This window comes from Microbacterium sp., assembly GCF_046295495.1.
Lineage (GTDB): Bacteria > Actinomycetota > Actinomycetes > Actinomycetales > Microbacteriaceae > Microbacterium.
Map to the genome: position 1 here is coordinate 19,391 of NZ_JBKBNC010000019.1, position 17,965 is coordinate 37,355.

The window sequence follows — 17,965 nt, forward strand, 5'->3', positions numbered from 1 at the left end:
GAGCGCGGCGGACGTCTATCGATGACCCGTCAGCTCACCTGCCGGTGCGCAGCGCTTCATCCCACGGCACCCCCGTCGAGGTGGCGAGGGGCAGGAGTCAGCGGATACCGCCGCGGTCGACGAGGCGCGTGGGTACGAGGTGCGTCTGGGAGTCCGTGGCCGGCTCGGCGACGCGCGCGAGCAACGTCTCGGCGGCGCGGGCGCCCAGGTCGGCGACGTCGTAGTCGACGATGCGGATGCGGCGGGGGAGCAGACGGGACAGCTCGAAGTCGTCGAACCCGGCGACCTCCACCCCCGCGCCGCGCGGCAGGATCGCCTCGAGGGCGCCGATCGTCACGCGGTTGTTGGCGCAGAACACCGCGGTGGGAGGGGCATCGGAATCGAGCAGGCGCTGCATCGCGTCGCGTGCGACGGCGGGGGTGTGCAATCCGTCGACGACGAGGGCGGGATCGGGATCGCGTCCCGCGGCGGTGAAGGCCTCGGCCACGCCCGCCCAGCGTTCGGTCATCGTGTAGATGTGGCGTGCGTCGAGCAGGACGGCGATGCGGCGGTGTCCGGCCGCGAGCAGCTCGGCGACGGCCGCCCGCGCGCCACCGCGGTTGTCGAGCAGGATCGCGTCGGCGGGGATGCCGCTGCCGGGGCGGTCGAGGAACACCACGGGCGTGCCGAGCTCCACTTCGCGCCGCAGGTAGGAGTGGTCGTCGGCGGTCGGGACGACGATGAGACCGCCGACCTGGCGCTGGCAGAGGTCGAGCGCGAGGGTGCGCTCGGTGGCGGCATCCTCTTCGCTGGATGCCATGACCAGGTGCATCCGCTCGCGCGCGGCGACGGCGGAGACCGCGGCGGCGACGGCCATGTAGAAGGTGTTCGACAGGTCGGCGGCGATGAAGCCGATCGTGTCGCGGTTGCCCGAGCGCAGGCTCGCCGCGAGGGCGTTGCGGTGGTACCCGAGGCGGTCGACGGCGGCGAGCACCCGCTCGATCATGGCCGCGTCGACGTTGGGCTCGCCGTTGATGACCCGCGAGACGGTCTTCAAGCTCACCCCCGCGGCCGCGGCGACGTCGACCATGGTGGGCCGGCCGGTCTTGCGCATGCGTCTCCTCGGGTGATGCCGCAGGCGGCGGCATCCTCCGAGCATAGGGATCCGGGCGGGCCGACCTCGAGATCCGCGTGCCGAGGGTGCGGGCGCGCGTGGGGTGTCCAGGACGCGCCGCCACCGCTGCGACGGCGCGGCGCGTCCTGGACACTGCCGGAGGCAGGGGCGGGTCAGGCCTCGGGGGCGATGAGCGTCCCGGTCTCGTGCGAGGCGATCGCGGCGGCGAAGAGACGGTGCGTGAGCGCAGCCTCGCCGGGGCGCACGCAGCCGAAGCCGTCGCCCAGATCGCCCACGTACTCGGCGAGGAAGGCCGCCCACATCTGCAGGATGGCATCCGAGAAACCCGACTCGAAGTTCGGGCCCGTCACCGTCGGCCACACCGACTGGCTGCCGGCGTCGATGCTCTGCCAGCTCTGCTCGCGGCCCACCCCGGGGACGTCGACGAACGCGAACACCTCGACCTGCTTGGGGTTCTTGGTGCTGAAGCGCACCCCGCCCGACATGCCGATCGCCTCGAACTCCCAGGTGTTCTTCTGACCCGGCGCGATGCGCTTGGTCTTGGTCGTGAGGGGGAAGGGGGCGCCGTCGTGGCGGGCCCAGGAGTGGATGACGGCGTTGTCCCACGTGTCGCAGGGCTGCGGCGATCCATCCGGACCGGGGCGTTCGGTGACGATGTCCTGCAGGATGCCGACGACCTTCTCGGGCGTCCACCCCAGGCGGAGCGGGACGTGCCACGTGTGCATGCCGAGGTCGTTGAGAACGCCCGCGTCGCCGCAGAACTGCTTCTGCCGCTTCCAATTGAGCGGCTTGTTCACGTCGATGTCGCTCGCGTGCAGGAATGAGCAGGTCGCCTCGACGATGCGGCCGAGGGCTCCCGAGCGCACGTAGTCGACGGCCCACTGGGCACCGGGGAAGAACGGCATCTCGCTCGAGACGCGGACGAACGTCCCCGGCGTCTCGTCGATCGCGGCCACGACCGCGTCGGCGGCGGCACGGTCGATGCCGAACGGTTTCTCGGCCAGCAGGGCCTTGCCGGCCCGGATCGTGTCGACGTAGAGCCGCTCGTGGAGGTCGTGGCGCACCGCGATGTACACGACGTCGACGCGCGGGTCGGCGAGGAGCTCATGATGATCGGTCGTGGTCAGCTGCACGGTGTCGATGCGCTCGAAGAACTCGAGAGCGGTGGGGTTGATGTCGCACACGGCCACCAGCTCGGGCTCGGCGGGGTGGTCGATCAGGGCGGGCCAGCGGCGCAGGGCGGCGGCGATCTCGCGCCCCATGAGCCCGCCGCCGATGATGCCGACGCCGATCCTGCGCCCGGTCATGCGGCACCGCCGATCAGGGCGAGGGCCTCGTCGACGGAGGCGTCGTCGTGCACGACGGCCATGAGCGCCGCGGTGATGCCGGCGGGGTCGTGGTGCTGGATGACGTTGCGGCCGTAGACGATGCCGCGGGCGCCCTGCTCGAGCACGGCGCGGGTGCGCTCGAGCAGCGTGCGGTCGTCGACCCGGCCGCCACCGCGAACGAGCACGGGGGTGTCGCCCGCGGCCTGGATGACCCGGTGGTAGTCGGTGATGTCGTCGGTGGGGTCGGCCTTGATGAGGTCGGCGCCGAGCTCGCGGGCCTGGCGCACGAGGGTGACGATCTTGGCGGTGTCGCCGTCGACGCCGTAGCCGCCGGTGCCCGGCTTGGTCTGCATGACGAGGGGCTCGATCATGAGCGGCATCCCGTACCGCTCGGCGTCGGTGCGCAGCGCCAGGATGGAGCGGATGCACTGCTCGCGCACCTGCGGCTCGCCGGGGAGGTCGAGCAGGTTGACGCACACCGCGACGGCATCGAGGCGCACGGCGACCTCGATCGCGTCGGGGACGTGGATGCTGTGCAGGGGCGACTCGAGCGGGTCGCCGTAGACGTTGGCGATGTCGGTGCGCAGGACCAGTCCCGGCTTCTGCTTGCCGGGGACGGACTGCAGCAGCGGCGCCTGACCGAGGGTGAGCTGCACGGCGTCGGGCCCGGCGTCGACGAGGGTCGCGACGGTGGCGGCCATGTCTTCGATGCCGGTCAGGAAGGCGTGCTCGTGGAACGCGCCGTGGTCGACGGCGACGTCGAGCGCGCGGCCGGAGCGCGCGTTGAAGAGGCGGTGGAGGCGGGGTTTCGACATGGGGTGTAGGTCTCCGAGACGTCGGTGTCGAGGCGCGGCTCTGCGCTCGACGGTCAGTATGCGGGGAGCGAGACAACGTTGTCAATCACTGCTAGCGTGGGCGGCGCAACGGCGAGGAAGGCGGGGCTCATGGGCGAGTTGTTCGGTTCGACGGTCGACGAGGTGCGCCGACGCACGGGTTCGCTCGCGCAGGTCGCGAGCGTGGAGGCCTCGGTGCGCAGCGACGGACCGGATGCCGGCACCCGGCGCCTACGCCTGATCGCGGGCGACCTCGACGTCGAGCTGCTGCCCGACCGGGGGCTCGACCTCGGGCAGGTGCGCCACCGCGGTGTGCCGCTGGCGTGGGTGTCGCCGACCGGATGGCCGCGCCCGGGCCTCGGCGGATTCGGGGCGTCGTTCGGCGGGGGCCTCGTCACGACGTGCGGGCTGCTGTCGTTCGGTCCGCCCTCGGTCGACGCCGAGGGCGAGCATCCGCAGCACGGGCGTTACAGCGCGCTCGCGGCATCCGTCACCCGCGCGGCGGTCGACGACGACGCCGTGGTGGTGGAGGCGACGGTGGTGGAGGCGACGGTGCTCGGCGCCCACCTGGAGGTGCGGCGTCGCGTGCGGCTGCCGTTCGGGGAAGGGTGCATCGAGCTGCGCGACGAGATCGTCAACCGCGGCTCGCGCGAGGTGGAGCCGATGGTGCTGTACCACGTCAACCTCGGCTGGCCGGTGGTCGACGAGGGCTCGGTGCTGCGCTCGCCGGCCGGGCGGGTGATCGCGCGCGACGCGGAAGCGGCTGTCGGGCTGTCGTCGTGGGCGGAGTTCCCCGCGCCCGTCGCGCACTACCCCGAGCAGGTGTTCGTGCACGAGCTGCCGTCCGATCGCCGCGTGAGCGCCGAGGTGGTCGCGCGGTCGGGGCTCGGCATCCGGATCTCCTTCGACACCGCGGCGCTGCCGGGGATGTTCCAGTGGCGCGTGGCGCAGGAGGGCGGGGTCGTGCTCGGGGTGGAGCCGGCCACGGCGGCGACGATCCTCGGCCGGGGGCACGCGCGATCGGCGGGTCTGCTGCGGCCGCTCGCGCCGGGGGCGACGTGGGAACTCGGGCTCGACATCGATGTCATCCGAGATGCATCCGTGACTTGACAACGTTGTCCCACCGGGCTCATGCTGACTCCAGCGAAGCCCGAACGAGGGTTCACGTCCGGATGACAACGATGTCGGAGATGCGATGACGCACGAGCGCGAGACGGCCCCCGTGGCCGCCGAGGCCGCGATGCCCCGTCCGCGCGCCCGGCTCATCGACGTCGCCACCGCCGCGGGTGTGAGCCCCAAGACCGTGTCGCGCGTCATCAACGACGAAGCCGGGGTGCTGCCCGGCACCCGCGACCGCGTGCTGGGCGCCGTGCGCGAGCTCGGCTTCGTCCCCGATCGCAGCGCCCGTGAACTGAAGCGCCGCGACGCCGACACCATCGGCATCCTCATCGACGCCATCAGCGACCCGTTCTTCGCCACCTTCGTGAGCGTCGTCGAGGAGCTCGCGGTGGCGGAGGGACTCAGCGTCATCTTCGCCAGCACGGGGTACGACGCGGCGCGGGAACGCGCCCAGCTCGACCGGCTCACCGGTCATCGCCTGGCGGGTCTCATCGTCGCGCCCGTCGCCGTCCCGGCGGCGACGCTCGCGGGCCTGCGCACCCGCTTCCCGGTGGCCTGCATCGACCGCGCGCGCTCGGGCATCGACGCGGTGGTCATCGACGATTTCGGCGCCGCCGCCGAGGCCACTGCCGCCCTCATCTCGCGGGGACACCGGCGCGTGGCGTTCATGGGCGAGGACGTGCCCTACCCCACGGTCAGCGACCGCCTCGCCGGCTACCGGTCGGCGCTGGAAGCCGCGGGAGTGGCGTTCGACCCCTCGCTCGTGGTGACCCACGAGCGCTTCGGTCGGGGCGAGGCCGCCGAGGCCTCGCGCCTGCTCGAGCGCGAGGACGCGCCCACCGCTCTCCTGTGCGCGACGAGCCTCGCCGCGATCAGCACCGTGCGCGCGATCCGCGCGAAGGGCCTGCGGATGCCGGCGCTCGTCTCATTCGGCGACTTCACGCTCGCCGAGGTGCTCGAACCCGGCATCACCTTCGTCGATCACGACCCGCGGCTGCTCGCCCTCGCCGCGTTCCGCCTACTGCGCGAGCGCGCCGAGCGGCCCGACGAGGGACCGGCGCGCGTCGTCGTGCCCACCCGCCTCGTGCCGCGGGGGTCGGGCGAGATCCCGGCGCCGGAGTCGTCGGCATCCGCGCCCTCGGTCGACGCCCCGGATGCCGTGCGCTCCGCCTCGCCGACGGATGCTCCCGCCGGTCGGGGCGCGGTGTCGTCGGCCGCCGCCCCCTTCGCCGGCGCGGGGTCCGCCCGCGTGGAGCCGCTGCCCGGCGCCTTCCTCGAACCCGCCGTGGCCCTCGCAGCCACCGCGCTCTCCCTCGCCCGCCCCGAGCCGAGCGGCGACGCCTCCGCTTCGGCCTCCGAACCGATCGGAGCCTCGTGATGAAGCCCGTCCTGCTGCCCCCGAACCCCGTGCAGCACTTCTACCGCGGCGGAGACCGCATCGCCGCCCTCCGCGGCATCGTGCCCGAGACCGACCGCCAGCCCGAGGAGTGGCTCGGCTCGACGGTGTCGCGGTTCGGTTCCGACACGATCGGCCTGGCGGTCGCCGCGGACGGCTCGTTCCTGCGCGACCTCGTCACGGCCGACCGCGCCGCGTGGGTGGGGGCCCGGGGCGGGCGGGATGCCGCGGACCTCGGCATCCTGGTCAAGCTGCTCGACGCGCGGCAGCGCCTCCCCGTTCACGTGCACCCCGATCGCGGCTTCGCCGGCGCCCACCTGGACTGCCCGTACGGCAAGACCGAGGCCTGGTACGTGCTCGAGACCGAGGACGACTGCGCCGTGCACGTCGGCTGGAACCAGAGCGTCGACCGCGACGAACTCGACCGCCGTCGCGACGCGCAGGACAGCGAGTGGATGCTCTCGCGCATGAACCGCGTGGTCGTGCGGCCCGGCATGGGGGTGCTGGTGCCGGCGGGCACCGTGCACGCGATCGACGGCGGGATCTTCGTCGCCGAGGTGCAGGAGCCCACCGACTTCTCGATCCTGCTCGAGTGGTCGGTCACGACCTCGACGCGCGAGGAGTCGCACCTCGACCTCGGCTTCGACGCGGTCATGCCCGCGGTGTCGACCGAGAAGCTGGACGCTTCGGCCCTCGACGACCTGATCAGCACCGTGGGCACGACCCCGGCGGGGCCCGCGTTCCGCTCGCTGCTGCCCGCGGCCGCGGACGCGTACTTCCGCCTCTTCGACGCCGCGGGTGAAACCGGCGCTCGCGAGGCGGGCTTCGCCGTCGTGCTCGTTCGCGAGGGTGCGGGCGCGCTCGTGTCGGACGCGGGCTCGGTCGACGTCGAGCGCGGACAGGTCTACGCCGTGCCCCACGCGTTCGGCGCCTGGCGGTTGAGCGGCGAAGCCGAGGTGCTCGTGGCCGCGCCGGGTGCCGGCTGGCCCGTCACCCTCCGCGGGGGAGACGTGCGATGAGCGACTACGTCGTCGGCATCGACATGGGCAGCACCAGCACCAAGCTGCTGGTCGCCACCCTCGACGGGCGGCAGGTGCTCGTCGTGAGCCGCCGCTCGCCCTGGACGAACCTCGACCACGGACGCGCCGAGATGCCCGCCGAGCGCGCGATCGCGGTGGTGCGCGAGCTCGCCGCCGAGGCCGACGAGCGCCTCGACGCGGGGTACCGCATCCTCGCCCTCGGGGTCTCGGGCATGGCCGAGGCGGGGGTGCTGCTGGATGCCCAGGGCACCGCGCTCGCACCGATCATGGCGTGGTTTGACCCGCGCGGCGCGGAGCAGATCCTGTCGACGCCGGACGCGTTCCGCGCCGAGTTCCTCGGCCGCACCGGGTTGCCGGTGGGGCCGCTGGCATCCCTCTCGAAACTGCTGCACCTGCGCGACGAGGGGATCGCCCTGGAGGGGAAGACCTTCCTCAACGTCCCCGAGTTCATCGTGCACGCGCTCGGGGGGCCGCGGGTGGCGGAGTACTCACTCGTCTCGCGCACCGGGCTCATCGATCAGGACGACAGCACCCCGTGGCAGGCCGCCCTCGACGTGCTGGGCGTCGACGAGTCGATCCTCGGCACACTCGTGAGCGCGGGGGAGTCGGTCGGCGCTCTGAGCGATGCGGAGATGCCCGCGGGCTTCCGGGGCGCCGCCCTCACGGTCGCCGGCCACGACCACCTCGTCTCGGCCGTCGCCGCGGGTGCGACCCACACCGGACAGCTCTACGACTCCATGGGCACCGCCGAGGCCCTCGTGCGCGTGCTCGACGACACCCTGCCCTTCGACGCGCGCGAGCGTCTCGCCCACGCCGGCATCAACTGCGTCCGGCACGTCATCCCGGGCAAGTACGTGCTGCTCGCGGGCACGAAGTCGGGCCTGCTCATGCGGCGCGTCCTGCAGCTGCTCGGGATCACGGATGCCACGGGCCGGGCCGCCATCGACGCCGCGGCGCTCGCGCTGCCCGTCGTCGGGACGCTCGCCGACGGCGGTCTCGAGGTCGCGGGCGCGCCCAATGACGACGGGGTGCTCAAGATCGTGGCCCAGAGCGACGGGCTCAGCCCCGCGGAACTCTTCGCGGCGACCCTGCGCCACGGCAACGACGTGCTCGCCGAGCTGATGGATGTCATGGACCGCGAGGTCGCACCGCCCACCTCGACGGTGCTCACCGGCGGCTGGTCGAGCATGGCATCCGTCGTCCGCTCGCGCTCCGCGCTGCTGCCCGAGGTCACCGTCTCGACCCACGACGAGGGCACCGCGTACGGAGCGGCGCTCTTCGCGGCGTTCGCCGTCTCGGCGGGCTCCTTCGACGACGTCGCCGAGACGTTCCTGTCTTCCTCCGTCCTCATCACTGAAAGGAGCTGACGATGTCGTCAGTCACCACCGCCGTCCCGGTGCTGCAGGCGCGGGGCCTGTCGCGCCAGTTCGGCCACGTCCGGGCGTTGAACAACGTCGACTTCGAGGTCTTCCCGGGGGAGGTGACGGCCCTGATCGGCGACAACGGCGCCGGGAAGTCGACGCTCGTGAAGGCCCTGTCGGGCAACCTCGCCGTCGACGAGGGCGAGATCCGCTTCGACGGCTCGCCGATCGACATGTCGAACCCCCAGGTCGCCTCCGCCCTCGGGATCGAGACGGTCTACCAGGACCTCGCCCTCGCCCCCCACCTCGACCCGGTGCAGAACATGTACCTGGGCCGCGAGATCCGCCGCCCCGGCCTGGCCGGTGCCCTCGGCTTCATGAAGACGAAGGACATGGCCACCGCTTCCCGCGCGGCGTTCGACGAACTGGGCGCGACCGTGCGTTCGCTCACCTCGCCCGTGGGCGAGATGTCGGGCGGTCAGCGCCAGGCGATCGCCATCGCCCGCGCCGTGCACTGGGCGAGTCGCGTCGTCTTCCTCGACGAACCGACCGCCGCCCTGGGCGTGCGGCAGACGAAGAACGTGCTCGAGACCATCCGCCGCGTGCGCGACAAGGGCATCGCGGTCGTGCTGATCTCGCACTCGATGCCGCACGTGATGGAGGTCTGCGACCGCATCCAGGTGCTGCGTCTGGGCACCCGCGTGGCCAACGTCGACGCGAAGAAGACCTCCATGGAAGAACTCGTCGGGCTCATGACCGGCGCCGTGACGAAGGACGACCGCAAATGAGCCTCAAGACCCCGCCCACCGAGACGGTGGCCATCGGCACCCTCGAGGACCGCAAGCCCGGGTTCCTCCGTGGATTGCTCAAGGCGCAGGCGTTCCAGATCCTGCTCATCCTCGTCGCGATCGTGCTGGTCTTCAGCGCCCTCGCGCCCGACTCGTTCGCGCAGTGGTCGAACTTCCGCTTGATCATCCAGAACGCCTCGATCCTCGCGGTCCTCGGCGTGGGCATGACGTACATCATCATCACCTCGGGCATCGACCTGTCGATCGGCTCGGTGCTGGTGTTCTCGGGAGTCGTCTCGGCCCTCACCATGCGCGCCCTCGGCGGCGAGGGCTGGGGCGTCGCGACCATCGGCATCGTCGTCTCGATCCTGAGCGGTGTGTGCTGGGGGCTGTTGAACGGCTTCCTCATCGCGAAGGCGAAGATCCCGCCGCTGATCGTCACGCTGGGCTCGCTCGGCATGGCGCTGGGTCTGGCGCAGATCCTCACCGGCGGCGTCGACGTGCGCGACGTGCCCACCGTGCTGACCGTCTCGATCGGCTACGGCAACGTGTTCGGGTCGCTGCCCATCATCAGCGTGATCGCGCTAGTGGTCGTCGTGATCGGTGCGGTGGTCCTGCACTTCACGAAGTTCGGGCTATACACCTACGCCGTCGGCTCGAGTGAGCTGGCCGCCCGTCGCGTGGGCGTCAAGGTCGACCGCCACCTCATCGCGGTGTACACACTGTCGGGCGCGCTCGCCGGACTCGCCGGCATCCTGGCCCTGTCGCAGTTCTCGACCACGGCCATCGCGGGTCAGTCGCAGACCAACCTGAACGTGATCGCTGCCGTCGTGATCGGTGGGACCTCGCTGTTCGGCGGCGTCGGCACGATCTTCGGCACCGTCGTCGGCCTGTTCATCCCGGCGGTGCTGCAGAACGGCTTCGTCATCACCGGCGTGCAGCCCTTCTGGCAGCAGGTCGCCGTCGGCGCGGTGCTGATCACCGCCGTCTACATCGACCAGGTACGCCGCACCGCCGCGACCCGCGGCAACACCCAGAGCCTCTGGCGGAAGTTCGTCAGCGGAGGACGCCGCGGCTGAGGCCCGGCATCCGACACCACACCAAGAGAACGGTCATCACAATGCAGTGGAACAACAAGGTTCTCGCGTTCGCCACCCTCGGCGCCGCAGCCACCCTCGTCCTCGCCGGGTGCTCCGGCGGAGCCTCGTCGGGTTCCGCCTCGGGCGGCTCGGACGGCTACAAGATCGCGTTCGTGCAGGGCGTCGCCGGAGATGAGTTCTACATCTCCATGCAGTGCGGCATCCAGGACGAAGCCGAAAAAGAAGGCGCCACCGTCACCACCCAGGGCCCCGAGAAGTTCGACCCCACGCTCCAAAAGCCGATTGTCGACGCCGTCGTCGCCTCCCAGCCCGACGCCCTGCTCATCGCACCCACCGACGTCTCCGCGATGCAGGCACCGATCGCCGCGGCCGAGGCCGCCGGCATCAAGGTCGTCCTCGTCGACACCACGCTGGAGGACCCCTCCGCCGCGGTGTCGCAGATCTCCAGCGACAACGAAGGCGGCGGCGCGGCCGCGTTCAAGGCCATCCAGGACGCCAACCCGAACGGCGGCAAGGTGCTCGTCGTCTCCGTCGACCCCGGCATCTCCACCACCGACGCCCGCGCGAAGGGCTTCGAAGACGCCGTCGCCGAAGACAGCAAGTTCGAATCCGTCGGGGTGCAGTACTCGCACAACGAGCCGTCCACCGCCGCGGAGATCGTCACGGCCGCGCTGCAGAAGGACCCCGACATCGTCGGCATCTTCGCGGCCAACCTGTTCGCCGCCGAGGGCTCGGCCACCGGTGTGCAGCAGGCGGGCAAGCAGGGCGCCGTCACCATCGTCGGCTTCGACGCCGGCCCCGCCCAGGTGAAAGCGCTGCAGGCCGGCACGGTGCAGGCCCTCGTCGCGCAGGAGCCCGCCACCATCGGCTCCGACGGCGTGAAGCAGGCCATCGCCGCCCTCAAGGGCGAGGCGACGGAGGAGAAGATCCAGACCGGGTTCACCATCCTCACCAAGGACAACATCGACGGCGAAGGCAAAGACGCCGTCTACAAGTCCTCCTGCTAACCCCCACCCCACCCCCGCGTGAGGGGTCACAAGCCGTCGCCGCGGCACGCTCCCGGCGACACGAAACGACCCCTCACACGGAACGGATGCCGGGACCTCCGCCACGAGGTCCCGGCATCCGCCCCTCGCCCCGAGCCCCCAGAACCACGGAGCCCCGCATGACCGATCTCAGCGCCGCCGCCCTCCCCTCCCTCGCGGCGAACGTGTCCGTCCCCACGTACGACCGCGCCGCGGTGCGGTCACGGATCGTGCACTTCGGCGTCGGCGGCTTCCATCGCGCCCACGAGGCGATGTACCTCGACCGCCTGCTCGAGGCCGGCCACACCGAGTGGGGACTGTGCGGTGTCGGCGTGCTCTCGTTCGACGCCGCGATGCGCGACGCCCTGCGCGCCCAGGACGACCTCTACACGCTCGTCACGACCGCTCCCGACGGCACCTCGACCGCGCGCGTGGTCGGCTCGATCGCCGAGTACCTTTTCGTCCCCGACGACCCCGAGGCCGTCGTCGCCAAGCTCGCCGACCCCGACACGGCGATCGTCTCCCTCACCATCACCGAGGGCGGCTACGGCATCGACGACGCCACCGGCGCCTACGCGCCGCGTGACGAAGCCACCCTGACCGACCTCGAGGGCTCCGGCTCCCCCCGGAGCGTCATGGGCCTGCTGACCGAGGGACTTCGTCGGCGACGGGATGCCGGTGTCCCGGCGTTCACGGTCATGTCGTGCGACAACATCCAGGGCAACGGCCACGTCGCCCGCGCCGCCCTCCTGGGGTTCGCCGAACGCCGCGATGCGGAGCTGGCCGCCTGGATCGCCGAGAACGCGACGTTCCCCAACTCGATGGTCGACCGCATCACGCCGGTCACCACCGACGAGACCCGCGCCGCGGTCGCCGAGGAGTTCGGCATCCGCGATCGCTGGCCCGTGCGCTCGGAGTCGTTCGAGCAGTGGGTGCTCGAAGACGACTTCGCCGCCGGCCGCCCGCCGTTCGACGAGGTGGGCGTGCAGCTCGTGGTCGACGTCGAGCCGTACGAGCTCATGAAGCTGCGCCTGCTCAACGCCTCCCACCAGGCGATGAGCTACCTCGGCATCCTGTCGGGGGCGCACCACGTGCACGAGGTGTGCACCGATCCGCTGTTCGTCGACTTCCTCCAGGGGTACATGCACGCCGAGGCGATCCCGACGCTCCGGCCGGTGCCCGGCATCGACCTCGACGCCTACTGCGACCAGCTCATCGCCCGCTTCGGCAGCGAGGCGATCCGCGACACGCTCGCTCGCCAGGTGGTCGACGGGTCCGACCGGCTGCCGAAGTTCCTCCTGCCCGTCGTGCGCGAGCAGCTCGCCTCGGGCGGACGCATCGACCACGCCGCCCTCGTGCTCGCGGGCTGGAGCGTGTTCCTCGAGGGGCGCACCGAGACCGGCGAGGAGACCCCCGCCGTCGACAGCCGCCTCGGCGAGCTGCGCGCGATCGTCGCCGACGACCCCGCCGGCCTGCTCGACTACGCCCCGGTGTTCGGCGACCTGGGGCAGCACGCGCGCCTCCGCGAGGCCTACCTCGAGGCCCGCGCGTCGCTCGCCGCCCGTGGCGCCCGCGGCGCGATCGCCGAGGTCATCGCCCGCTGACCGACGGCGCCCGCCACCCGGGTTCGTCGCCCCGCGGCGGAAGCGACGCCACGCGCGCCGCTCAGCCCCGGGGCAAGCTCCGCAGGAAGCCGGCGATCGCGTCGTGGAACCGCTCCGGCTCCTGGTTCGCCTCGTTGCAGTGACCCGTCGCGTCGAAGGCGACCAGCTCGGCATCCGGATGCCGCTCGACGTAGGCGACCGAACCCGAGAACGGCACCACGGGGTCGACGCGGCTGTGCAGGATGAGCGTCGGAAGGTCCGGACCGGACCGGTGCTCTCCGACCCAGGTCAGCGCGCGGGCGTCGACCGCCTCGACGAGTCCGAGCGCGCGAGCGCCGACGCGGCTGCCGAGCACCCGCATCGAGGCGACGGCGACCGTGCGCGGGAGGTGCGCTCCCGCCACGGCGTTCTCGACGACGCGTGTCCAGTCCAGGGCGGGCGCGACGAACACGAGACCGATGATCGCGTCGCGATGGGCCGACTGCTCGACCGCGAGCATCGCGATCGTTCCCCCCATCGACCACGCCACGAGCACGATCTCGCGCGCCCCCTGCGCGACGGCGTAGGCGATCGCGTCGTCGACGTCGCGCCACTCGCGCGTGCCGAGCGACGAGGGCAGGGCATCGGCGGGGGCGCACTCCTCGTCTCCCGCGTACGAGACGATCAGCGACATCCAGCCGGCGTCCGCCGTCGCCGGCGCCGACCGCAGGGCTCCGTTCCGACTCGAGCGCAGCCCGTGCACGTGGATCGTCCACCGCCCGTTCGCGCTCTCGCGGTCCCCGATCTCCCAGGCCTCCGCGCTGCCGCCGCGACGCAGCGGCACGGCGACGTGCCGCGTCGGGCCGACGTCTTCGGGGGCGCCGATGTTCTGCGAGGTCCAGGCCGCCACGGCATCCCCGTCCGACAGACCCGTCGGTCTCTCGAGGATCGAGCGGACCACGCGGTCCCCATCGACGCGCACGATGTCACCGACCATCACGTGGGAGCCGTCGTCGAGACGAAGGCCGTAGGTGCCGGGCTGGCGGCTGTCGTCGGTCGCCGGCACCGACACGGTGTCGCCCTCGATCCCGACCGGGGCGAACACCTTCGGTGCACGCGGGGCGACGAGCCGCCGGGCCACGTACCCCGCGAGCGCCGTGTGGGCGAGGGCGACGGTGGCGGCGGTGACGCCGGCGCCGATGGCGACGGATCGGATCATGGGCGGGCTCCCGGGGTGAGGCGTAAGAGATGGGCGTCGACCTCGTCGAGCAGGACGCGTTCGACGGGGGTCAGTGGCGTCGAGGTCGAGATCGCGTCGTCCTCGACGGCCACGCGCAGTGCGTGCAGGCGGGTGTCGTCGAGCGCGTCGTCGTCCAGACCGGGCAGGCGCGCGACGCCGCGCGCTGCGGCGACCACCTCGAGCCGTCGCAGCAGCGTCTCGCCGCGGCGGCGGGTTCTCGCCGTCACGCGCGAGGCGAGGAAGATGCCGATCACGAACGCGAGCACCCCGAGGTAGAACAGCGGGTCGAACAGCGAACTGACCACCGCGTTCGCCGTGGCGAACCGGGCGAGGGTGAGATCGACGATCTCGCTGACGCACCCGAGCACGATGCCGATCGCGCCCGCCCGGAACAGCACCCGCACGCCGGGCAACGAGGCACGGGCCGAGACGCACAGCATGGCGCCCACGAGGGCGATCCCCGCCATGTGGAAGACGCCGTACGCCCACGCCCCCGTCGAGGTCGCCGCGGCGTCCTCCACGAACTGGAACGACGACGGTCCGCGATCGGGCAGGGCGACGAAGAACACGACGGCGAACAGGACGCCGAGCACCAGCGGGAACCGCCAGCGCAATGTGGTCACGCGCGCCGACAGCGGTGCCGTTCCCGCTTGGATGCCGAGCCAGAGCGCCACCATCGTGAGGACGTTCTGCACGAGCTTGAGGACATTCGTGCCGCCGACGACTCCGTCGAGCACCTCGAGCGGGATGAGCGTGCCCTGCGTCAGCAGCGCGATCGCGCCGATGAGGGCGGCGAGCCACGCGATGCGGGCGCGCGGCTGTCGCCACGCCGCGCGCGCCCGGCCGACCACGACGAGCAGCAGCGCGGCGAGTGCCGCGTCGATCAGGAGCACGGTCACCACGACGACTCGGCCACCCGGGGGCTCGCGTACAGCAGACGGGAGATGCGATGGGCGACGTGCTCGGCCACGAGCTCCGCCTCGAACTCCGGTGTCGTGAGGGCGGGGTCGTCGTACGGCGACGCCGACGAGCGCTCGCGGAGAGCGCCCGTGCAGTGCGCGTCGTCGAGGAGGTGCCCCAGCTCGTGCGCGGCGGCGAACTGGCTGTAGACCGCGGCGTCCGAAGCGCGCACGTGGATGCTGCCCTCGCGTCGGTCGGCGAAGTAGGTCAGGAAGCCGGTGAGGGTTCCCCACCCGCTCGTCTCGGTCTCGCGCACGACGCGCAGACGGATGCCGAGGGCGTGCTCGACCGCGCGCACGACGTCGGAGAAGTCCATCCCGGGGACGAGCGCCGCGCGCGCGACCGCGCGATCCACGCGCGCCTGCACGCGCGCGAGCATCTCGTCCGGCCCCTTCACCGCTCTCCCCCTCCGCGGACCCTCATGCCGTCGGCGGCCTGCTCTGCAGCGAACGGGCGATGGCGCGCAGGGCGTCGGGCGACATCTCCCCGAGGGCCCGGAACTGGATGCTGCTGGCTCCGGCGTCGCGCATCGCATCGCGCAGCTCGAGCTCGGCCTCGGTGCGGTCGGTCACCGCGTCGTCGGTGTAGTCCGTGAGGTACTCGGTGGGCACGTCGGCCCACTGCGTGATGAGTCGCAGCACCTCCTCGTCGAGGACGACGGTGCCGCCGACCGCAGCCGCCAGCGCCCGCGCGCTCTCGGCGGCCGCGGGGTCGATGCCCTCGAGGTGGGCGAGCAGGTCGTCTTCGCCGGAGACCTGGCTCTGGATCAGGCGGCGCACGCGGGCGCCGAGAGGGCCGGCGGGCACGCGCATCTCGACGCGGGGTGCCGTCTCGGGACTCGCGACCTCTTCGGGCGAGACGCCGAGCGCCGACGCCAGCGCCTCGATGTCGTTGGTGTTGTACGGGAGCGAGAACCCGGCGCGCGACTGGTAGTAGCTCTTCGTCATTCCGGCGCGACTGAGCAACTCGCCCACGGTCAGGCCTTTCGCCCGACGCAGGCGGTCCACGTTCGCCACCACTCGACGGGAGTACCGGGAGGGTGGTCCGACGGCTCCACGACCCACGTTCCGATCGTAGACGACCGACCCGCGAGCCCGGATGGTCGTATTTACGCCCCAGGTGCGGGTGCTAAATACGAAGCACTGTGATTTCATGGACGTGACCGCGCGTGGGGCGGACGTGGGGGAACCCCCGCTCGCGGACCGGTCGGGCGCACGCCGCCCGGTCGCTTCGGCAGCGGGCGCGACACCATTGGGGGGTGCCGCGCCCGTTCGCCCCCTCCGTGCGCGACGGCGTCAGGCGATCCGCCGCTCCCCCGGCCGGATGACCCGCCACCATCGATACCCGTACCCGTCGAGGCTCACCTCGAACCCGTCGCCGTCGAGCGTCTCGATGCCGGCCGCGTCGTCGAGCAGGTTCACGACGCTCCAGCCCTCGGCATCCGCGCCCTCGATGCGCAGCCGGAACGCCCGTCCGTCAGGCGCGAAGTTGTGCGCCGCGACGAGCATGCCCAACTCGCTCGTGACCGAGTGGACCAGCACGCACGAGTGCGGCTGCTCGAGGATGCCGAACTCCCCCCACCCGATCTCGGGCGAGGCCCGGTAGTGCCGCACGAGGTTCTGCACGAAACGCAACATCGAGTCGGGGTCGTGACGCTGCTGGGCGACGTTGACGTGCGGCGGACCGAAGCCGCCCGGGACGATCCCGGCGACGAGGTCGTCGGCGGCGGCGCGCGAGAAGCCGCCGTCGTCGGTCGCAGTCCACTGCATCGGCGAGCGCACGGCCGCCCGGCTGCCGGTGATCGTGGGGTTCTCGCCCATGCCGATCTCCTCGCCGTAGTAGAGCACGGGGGCACCCGGCAGCGAGAAGATCAGGCTGTAGACCATGCGGATGCGACGCGGGTCGCCCTCCAGCATCGACGGGAGGCGGCGCGTGATCCCGCGCCCGTGGATGCGCTGGCCGTCCTCGGGCGCGAACGCGTCGAACACCTCCTCGCGCTCGGCGGCGGACAACTGGTCGAGGGTGAGCTCGTCGTGGTTGCGCACGAAGTTCCCCCACTGGTTGCCGCGGGCGATCGCGGGGCGCGAGGCGAGCGCGTCGCGAAGGGGAGCGGCATCCTGCCTCGCGAGTGAGAGGTAGAGGCGCTGGTTGGCGACGAAGTCGAACTGCATGGTCAGTTCGTCGCCGTCGGCGTCGCCGAAGAAGCGCAGTTGCTCGTCGTACGGGAGGTTCACCTCGCCGAGCATCATGGCGTGGCCGCTGCGGCGCGAGACGTACCCCCGCAGGGTGCGGAGGAACTCGTGTTCGGGGCCGTCGTCGCCGTCGATGAGGTGGGGCACGGCATCCACGCGGAAACCGTCGATGCCCAGCTCCAGCCAGAATCCGATGACCTTGGCGATCTCCTCGCGCACCTCGGGGTGGTCGGTGGCGAGGTCGGGCTGGTGCCGGTAGAACGAGTGCTTGTAGTACTGCCCCGCCGTCTCGTCGAAGAACCACACGCCGTCTTCGACGTCGGGGAACATGCTCGCGGGGGCGTCATCGGGCACGTCGTCGCGCCACTGATAGAAGTGGCGGTAGCGGCTGTCCCGGCTCGCGCGGGCCTCCTGGAACCAGGGATGCCGCTCCGAGGTGTGGTTCACCACGAGGTCGACGATCACGCGCATGCCGCGGTCGTGGGCGGTGCGCAGCACCTCGACCATGTCGCCGAGGGAGCCGTAGCGGGGGTCGACGCCGTAGTAGTCCTCGATGTCGTAGCCGTTGTCGCGCTGCGCAGACGGGTAGAACGGCGCGAGCCAGAGGCACGTCACGCCGAGCTCGGCGAGGTGGTCGAGGCGCTGCGCGAGGCCGCGCAGGTCGCCCACACCGTCGTCGTCGGCATCCAGATAGGTCTTGACGTCGAGGTTGTAGAAGACGGCGGTCTTCCACCACAGGTCGCTGGTGTCGGTGAGCCTCACGGTGTCACCCCCGTGCGGGCGGGGGATCGGCGCGGGTCGTGCGGGGAGGTCGTCATCGGAGCCCTCTTCTCGGGAACGGCGGCGCGGTGACTCCCCTTCCTACCGTGCGCACCTGATCACGAGC

Annotated in this window: 16 protein-coding genes; 8 read left to right on the forward strand and 8 right to left on the reverse strand. The window is 71.9% G+C overall.

Annotated elements, in window-relative coordinates:
- Positions 1-97 precede the first annotated feature (97 nt).
- The 3 genes from ACK4LS_RS09115 to ACK4LS_RS09125 all read right to left on the reverse strand — a co-directional run bounded on the left by ACK4LS_RS09115 (position 98) and on the right by ACK4LS_RS09125 (position 3,257).
- A complete protein-coding gene (locus tag ACK4LS_RS09115) occupies positions 98-1,093 on the reverse strand; it encodes a LacI family DNA-binding transcriptional regulator (RefSeq protein ID WP_409716318.1) in 996 nt (331 codons plus the stop codon).
- A gap of 173 nt (positions 1,094-1,266) precedes the next feature.
- Positions 1,267-2,421 carry a Gfo/Idh/MocA family protein gene (locus ACK4LS_RS09120; RefSeq protein ID WP_409716320.1) on the reverse strand — a complete coding sequence of 385 codons (1,155 nt, stop codon included), beginning with the start codon at positions 2,419-2,421 and terminating at the stop codon, positions 1,267-1,269.
- Positions 2,418-3,257, reverse strand: coding sequence for a class I fructose-bisphosphate aldolase (locus tag ACK4LS_RS09125; RefSeq protein ID WP_409716322.1), 840 nt, complete (start codon positions 3,255-3,257; stop codon positions 2,418-2,420). Before ACK4LS_RS09125 ends, ACK4LS_RS09120 begins: the two co-directional genes overlap by 4 nt.
- Before the next feature lie 129 nt (positions 3,258-3,386).
- Here ACK4LS_RS09125 and ACK4LS_RS09130 point away from each other — a divergent pair, with 129 nt between their 5' ends.
- From ACK4LS_RS09130 to ACK4LS_RS09165, 8 genes are all read left to right on the forward strand, one after another.
- Positions 3,387-4,385: an aldose 1-epimerase family protein gene (locus tag ACK4LS_RS09130; protein WP_409716324.1), complete on the forward strand. Its 999-nt coding sequence runs from the start codon at positions 3,387-3,389 to the stop codon at positions 4,383-4,385.
- Positions 4,386-4,470: 85 nt separating this feature from the next.
- Positions 4,471-5,772, forward strand: a complete 1,302-nt coding sequence (locus tag ACK4LS_RS09135; RefSeq protein ID WP_409716326.1) for a substrate-binding domain-containing protein — start codon at positions 4,471-4,473, stop codon at positions 5,770-5,772.
- A complete protein-coding gene (locus ACK4LS_RS09140) occupies positions 5,769-6,809 on the forward strand; it encodes a class I mannose-6-phosphate isomerase (protein ID WP_409716328.1) in 1,041 nt (346 codons plus the stop codon). The genes ACK4LS_RS09135 and ACK4LS_RS09140 overlap by 4 nt, the downstream gene beginning before the upstream one ends.
- Positions 6,806-8,197, forward strand: a complete 1,392-nt coding sequence (locus tag ACK4LS_RS09145; protein ID WP_409716330.1) for an FGGY-family carbohydrate kinase — start codon at positions 6,806-6,808, stop codon at positions 8,195-8,197. The genes ACK4LS_RS09140 and ACK4LS_RS09145 overlap by 4 nt, the downstream gene beginning before the upstream one ends.
- Before the next feature lie 2 nt (positions 8,198-8,199).
- Positions 8,200-8,979, forward strand: a complete 780-nt coding sequence (locus ACK4LS_RS09150; RefSeq protein WP_409716332.1) for an ATP-binding cassette domain-containing protein — start codon at positions 8,200-8,202, stop codon at positions 8,977-8,979.
- Positions 8,976-10,058 carry an ABC transporter permease gene (locus tag ACK4LS_RS09155; protein ID WP_409716334.1) on the forward strand — a complete coding sequence of 361 codons (1,083 nt, stop codon included), beginning with the start codon at positions 8,976-8,978 and terminating at the stop codon, positions 10,056-10,058. Before ACK4LS_RS09150 ends, ACK4LS_RS09155 begins: the two co-directional genes overlap by 4 nt.
- A gap of 41 nt (positions 10,059-10,099) precedes the next feature.
- Positions 10,100-11,086, forward strand: coding sequence for an ABC transporter substrate-binding protein (locus tag ACK4LS_RS09160; protein ID WP_409716336.1), 987 nt, complete (start codon positions 10,100-10,102; stop codon positions 11,084-11,086).
- A 158-nt stretch (positions 11,087-11,244) separates the two neighbouring features.
- Entirely contained in the window at positions 11,245-12,708 is a 1,464-nt protein-coding gene (locus ACK4LS_RS09165) for a mannitol dehydrogenase family protein (protein WP_409716338.1), read from the forward strand.
- A 61-nt stretch (positions 12,709-12,769) separates the two neighbouring features.
- Here ACK4LS_RS09165 and ACK4LS_RS09170 read toward each other — a convergent pair whose 3' ends face one another.
- The 5 genes from ACK4LS_RS09170 to ACK4LS_RS09190 form a co-directional block, all read right to left on the reverse strand.
- Positions 12,770-13,906, reverse strand: a complete 1,137-nt coding sequence (locus ACK4LS_RS09170) for an alpha/beta hydrolase (protein WP_409716340.1) — start codon at positions 13,904-13,906, stop codon at positions 12,770-12,772.
- Complete coding sequence (locus ACK4LS_RS09175; protein ID WP_409716342.1) at positions 13,903-14,826, reverse strand: hypothetical protein; 924 nt, start codon at positions 14,824-14,826, stop codon at positions 13,903-13,905. The genes ACK4LS_RS09170 and ACK4LS_RS09175 overlap by 4 nt, the downstream gene beginning before the upstream one ends.
- On the reverse strand, positions 14,823-15,284 hold the full coding sequence (locus ACK4LS_RS09180; protein WP_409716344.1) for a hypothetical protein: 462 nt from the start codon (positions 15,282-15,284) through the stop codon (positions 14,823-14,825). The genes ACK4LS_RS09175 and ACK4LS_RS09180 overlap by 4 nt, the downstream gene beginning before the upstream one ends.
- A 22-nt stretch (positions 15,285-15,306) precedes the next feature.
- Positions 15,307-15,951, reverse strand: a complete 645-nt coding sequence (locus ACK4LS_RS09185; RefSeq protein WP_409716346.1) for a helix-turn-helix domain-containing protein — start codon at positions 15,949-15,951, stop codon at positions 15,307-15,309.
- 231 nt (positions 15,952-16,182) lie between these two features.
- The gene (locus ACK4LS_RS09190; RefSeq protein WP_409716348.1) at positions 16,183-17,841 is read right to left on the reverse strand and encodes an alpha-amylase family protein; all 1,659 of its coding nucleotides are present in this window, start codon (positions 17,839-17,841) and stop codon (positions 16,183-16,185) included.
- Positions 17,842-17,965 lie beyond the last annotated feature (124 nt).

Coding starts and splice junctions, on each gene's coding strand:
- ACK4LS_RS09155 (WP_409716334.1), top strand. CDS start 8,976: ATGAGCCTCAAGACCCCGCCCACCGAGACGGTGGCCATCGGCACCCTC.
- ACK4LS_RS09165 (WP_409716338.1), top strand. CDS start 11,245: ATGACCGATCTCAGCGCCGCCGCCCTCCCCTCCCTCGCGGCGAACGTG.
- ACK4LS_RS09115 (WP_409716318.1), bottom strand. CDS start 1,093: ATGCGCAAGACCGGCCGGCCCACCATGGTCGACGTCGCCGCGGCCGCG.
- ACK4LS_RS09145 (WP_409716330.1), top strand. CDS start 6,806: ATGAGCGACTACGTCGTCGGCATCGACATGGGCAGCACCAGCACCAAG.
- ACK4LS_RS09160 (WP_409716336.1), top strand. CDS start 10,100: ATGCAGTGGAACAACAAGGTTCTCGCGTTCGCCACCCTCGGCGCCGCA.
- ACK4LS_RS09150 (WP_409716332.1), top strand. CDS start 8,200: ATGTCGTCAGTCACCACCGCCGTCCCGGTGCTGCAGGCGCGGGGCCTG.
- ACK4LS_RS09120 (WP_409716320.1), bottom strand. CDS start 2,421: ATGACCGGGCGCAGGATCGGCGTCGGCATCATCGGCGGCGGGCTCATG.
- ACK4LS_RS09135 (WP_409716326.1), top strand. CDS start 4,471: ATGACGCACGAGCGCGAGACGGCCCCCGTGGCCGCCGAGGCCGCGATG.
- ACK4LS_RS09125 (WP_409716322.1), bottom strand. CDS start 3,257: ATGTCGAAACCCCGCCTCCACCGCCTCTTCAACGCGCGCTCCGGCCGC.
- ACK4LS_RS09130 (WP_409716324.1), top strand. CDS start 3,387: ATGGGCGAGTTGTTCGGTTCGACGGTCGACGAGGTGCGCCGACGCACG.
- ACK4LS_RS09170 (WP_409716340.1), bottom strand. CDS start 13,906: ATGATCCGATCCGTCGCCATCGGCGCCGGCGTCACCGCCGCCACCGTC.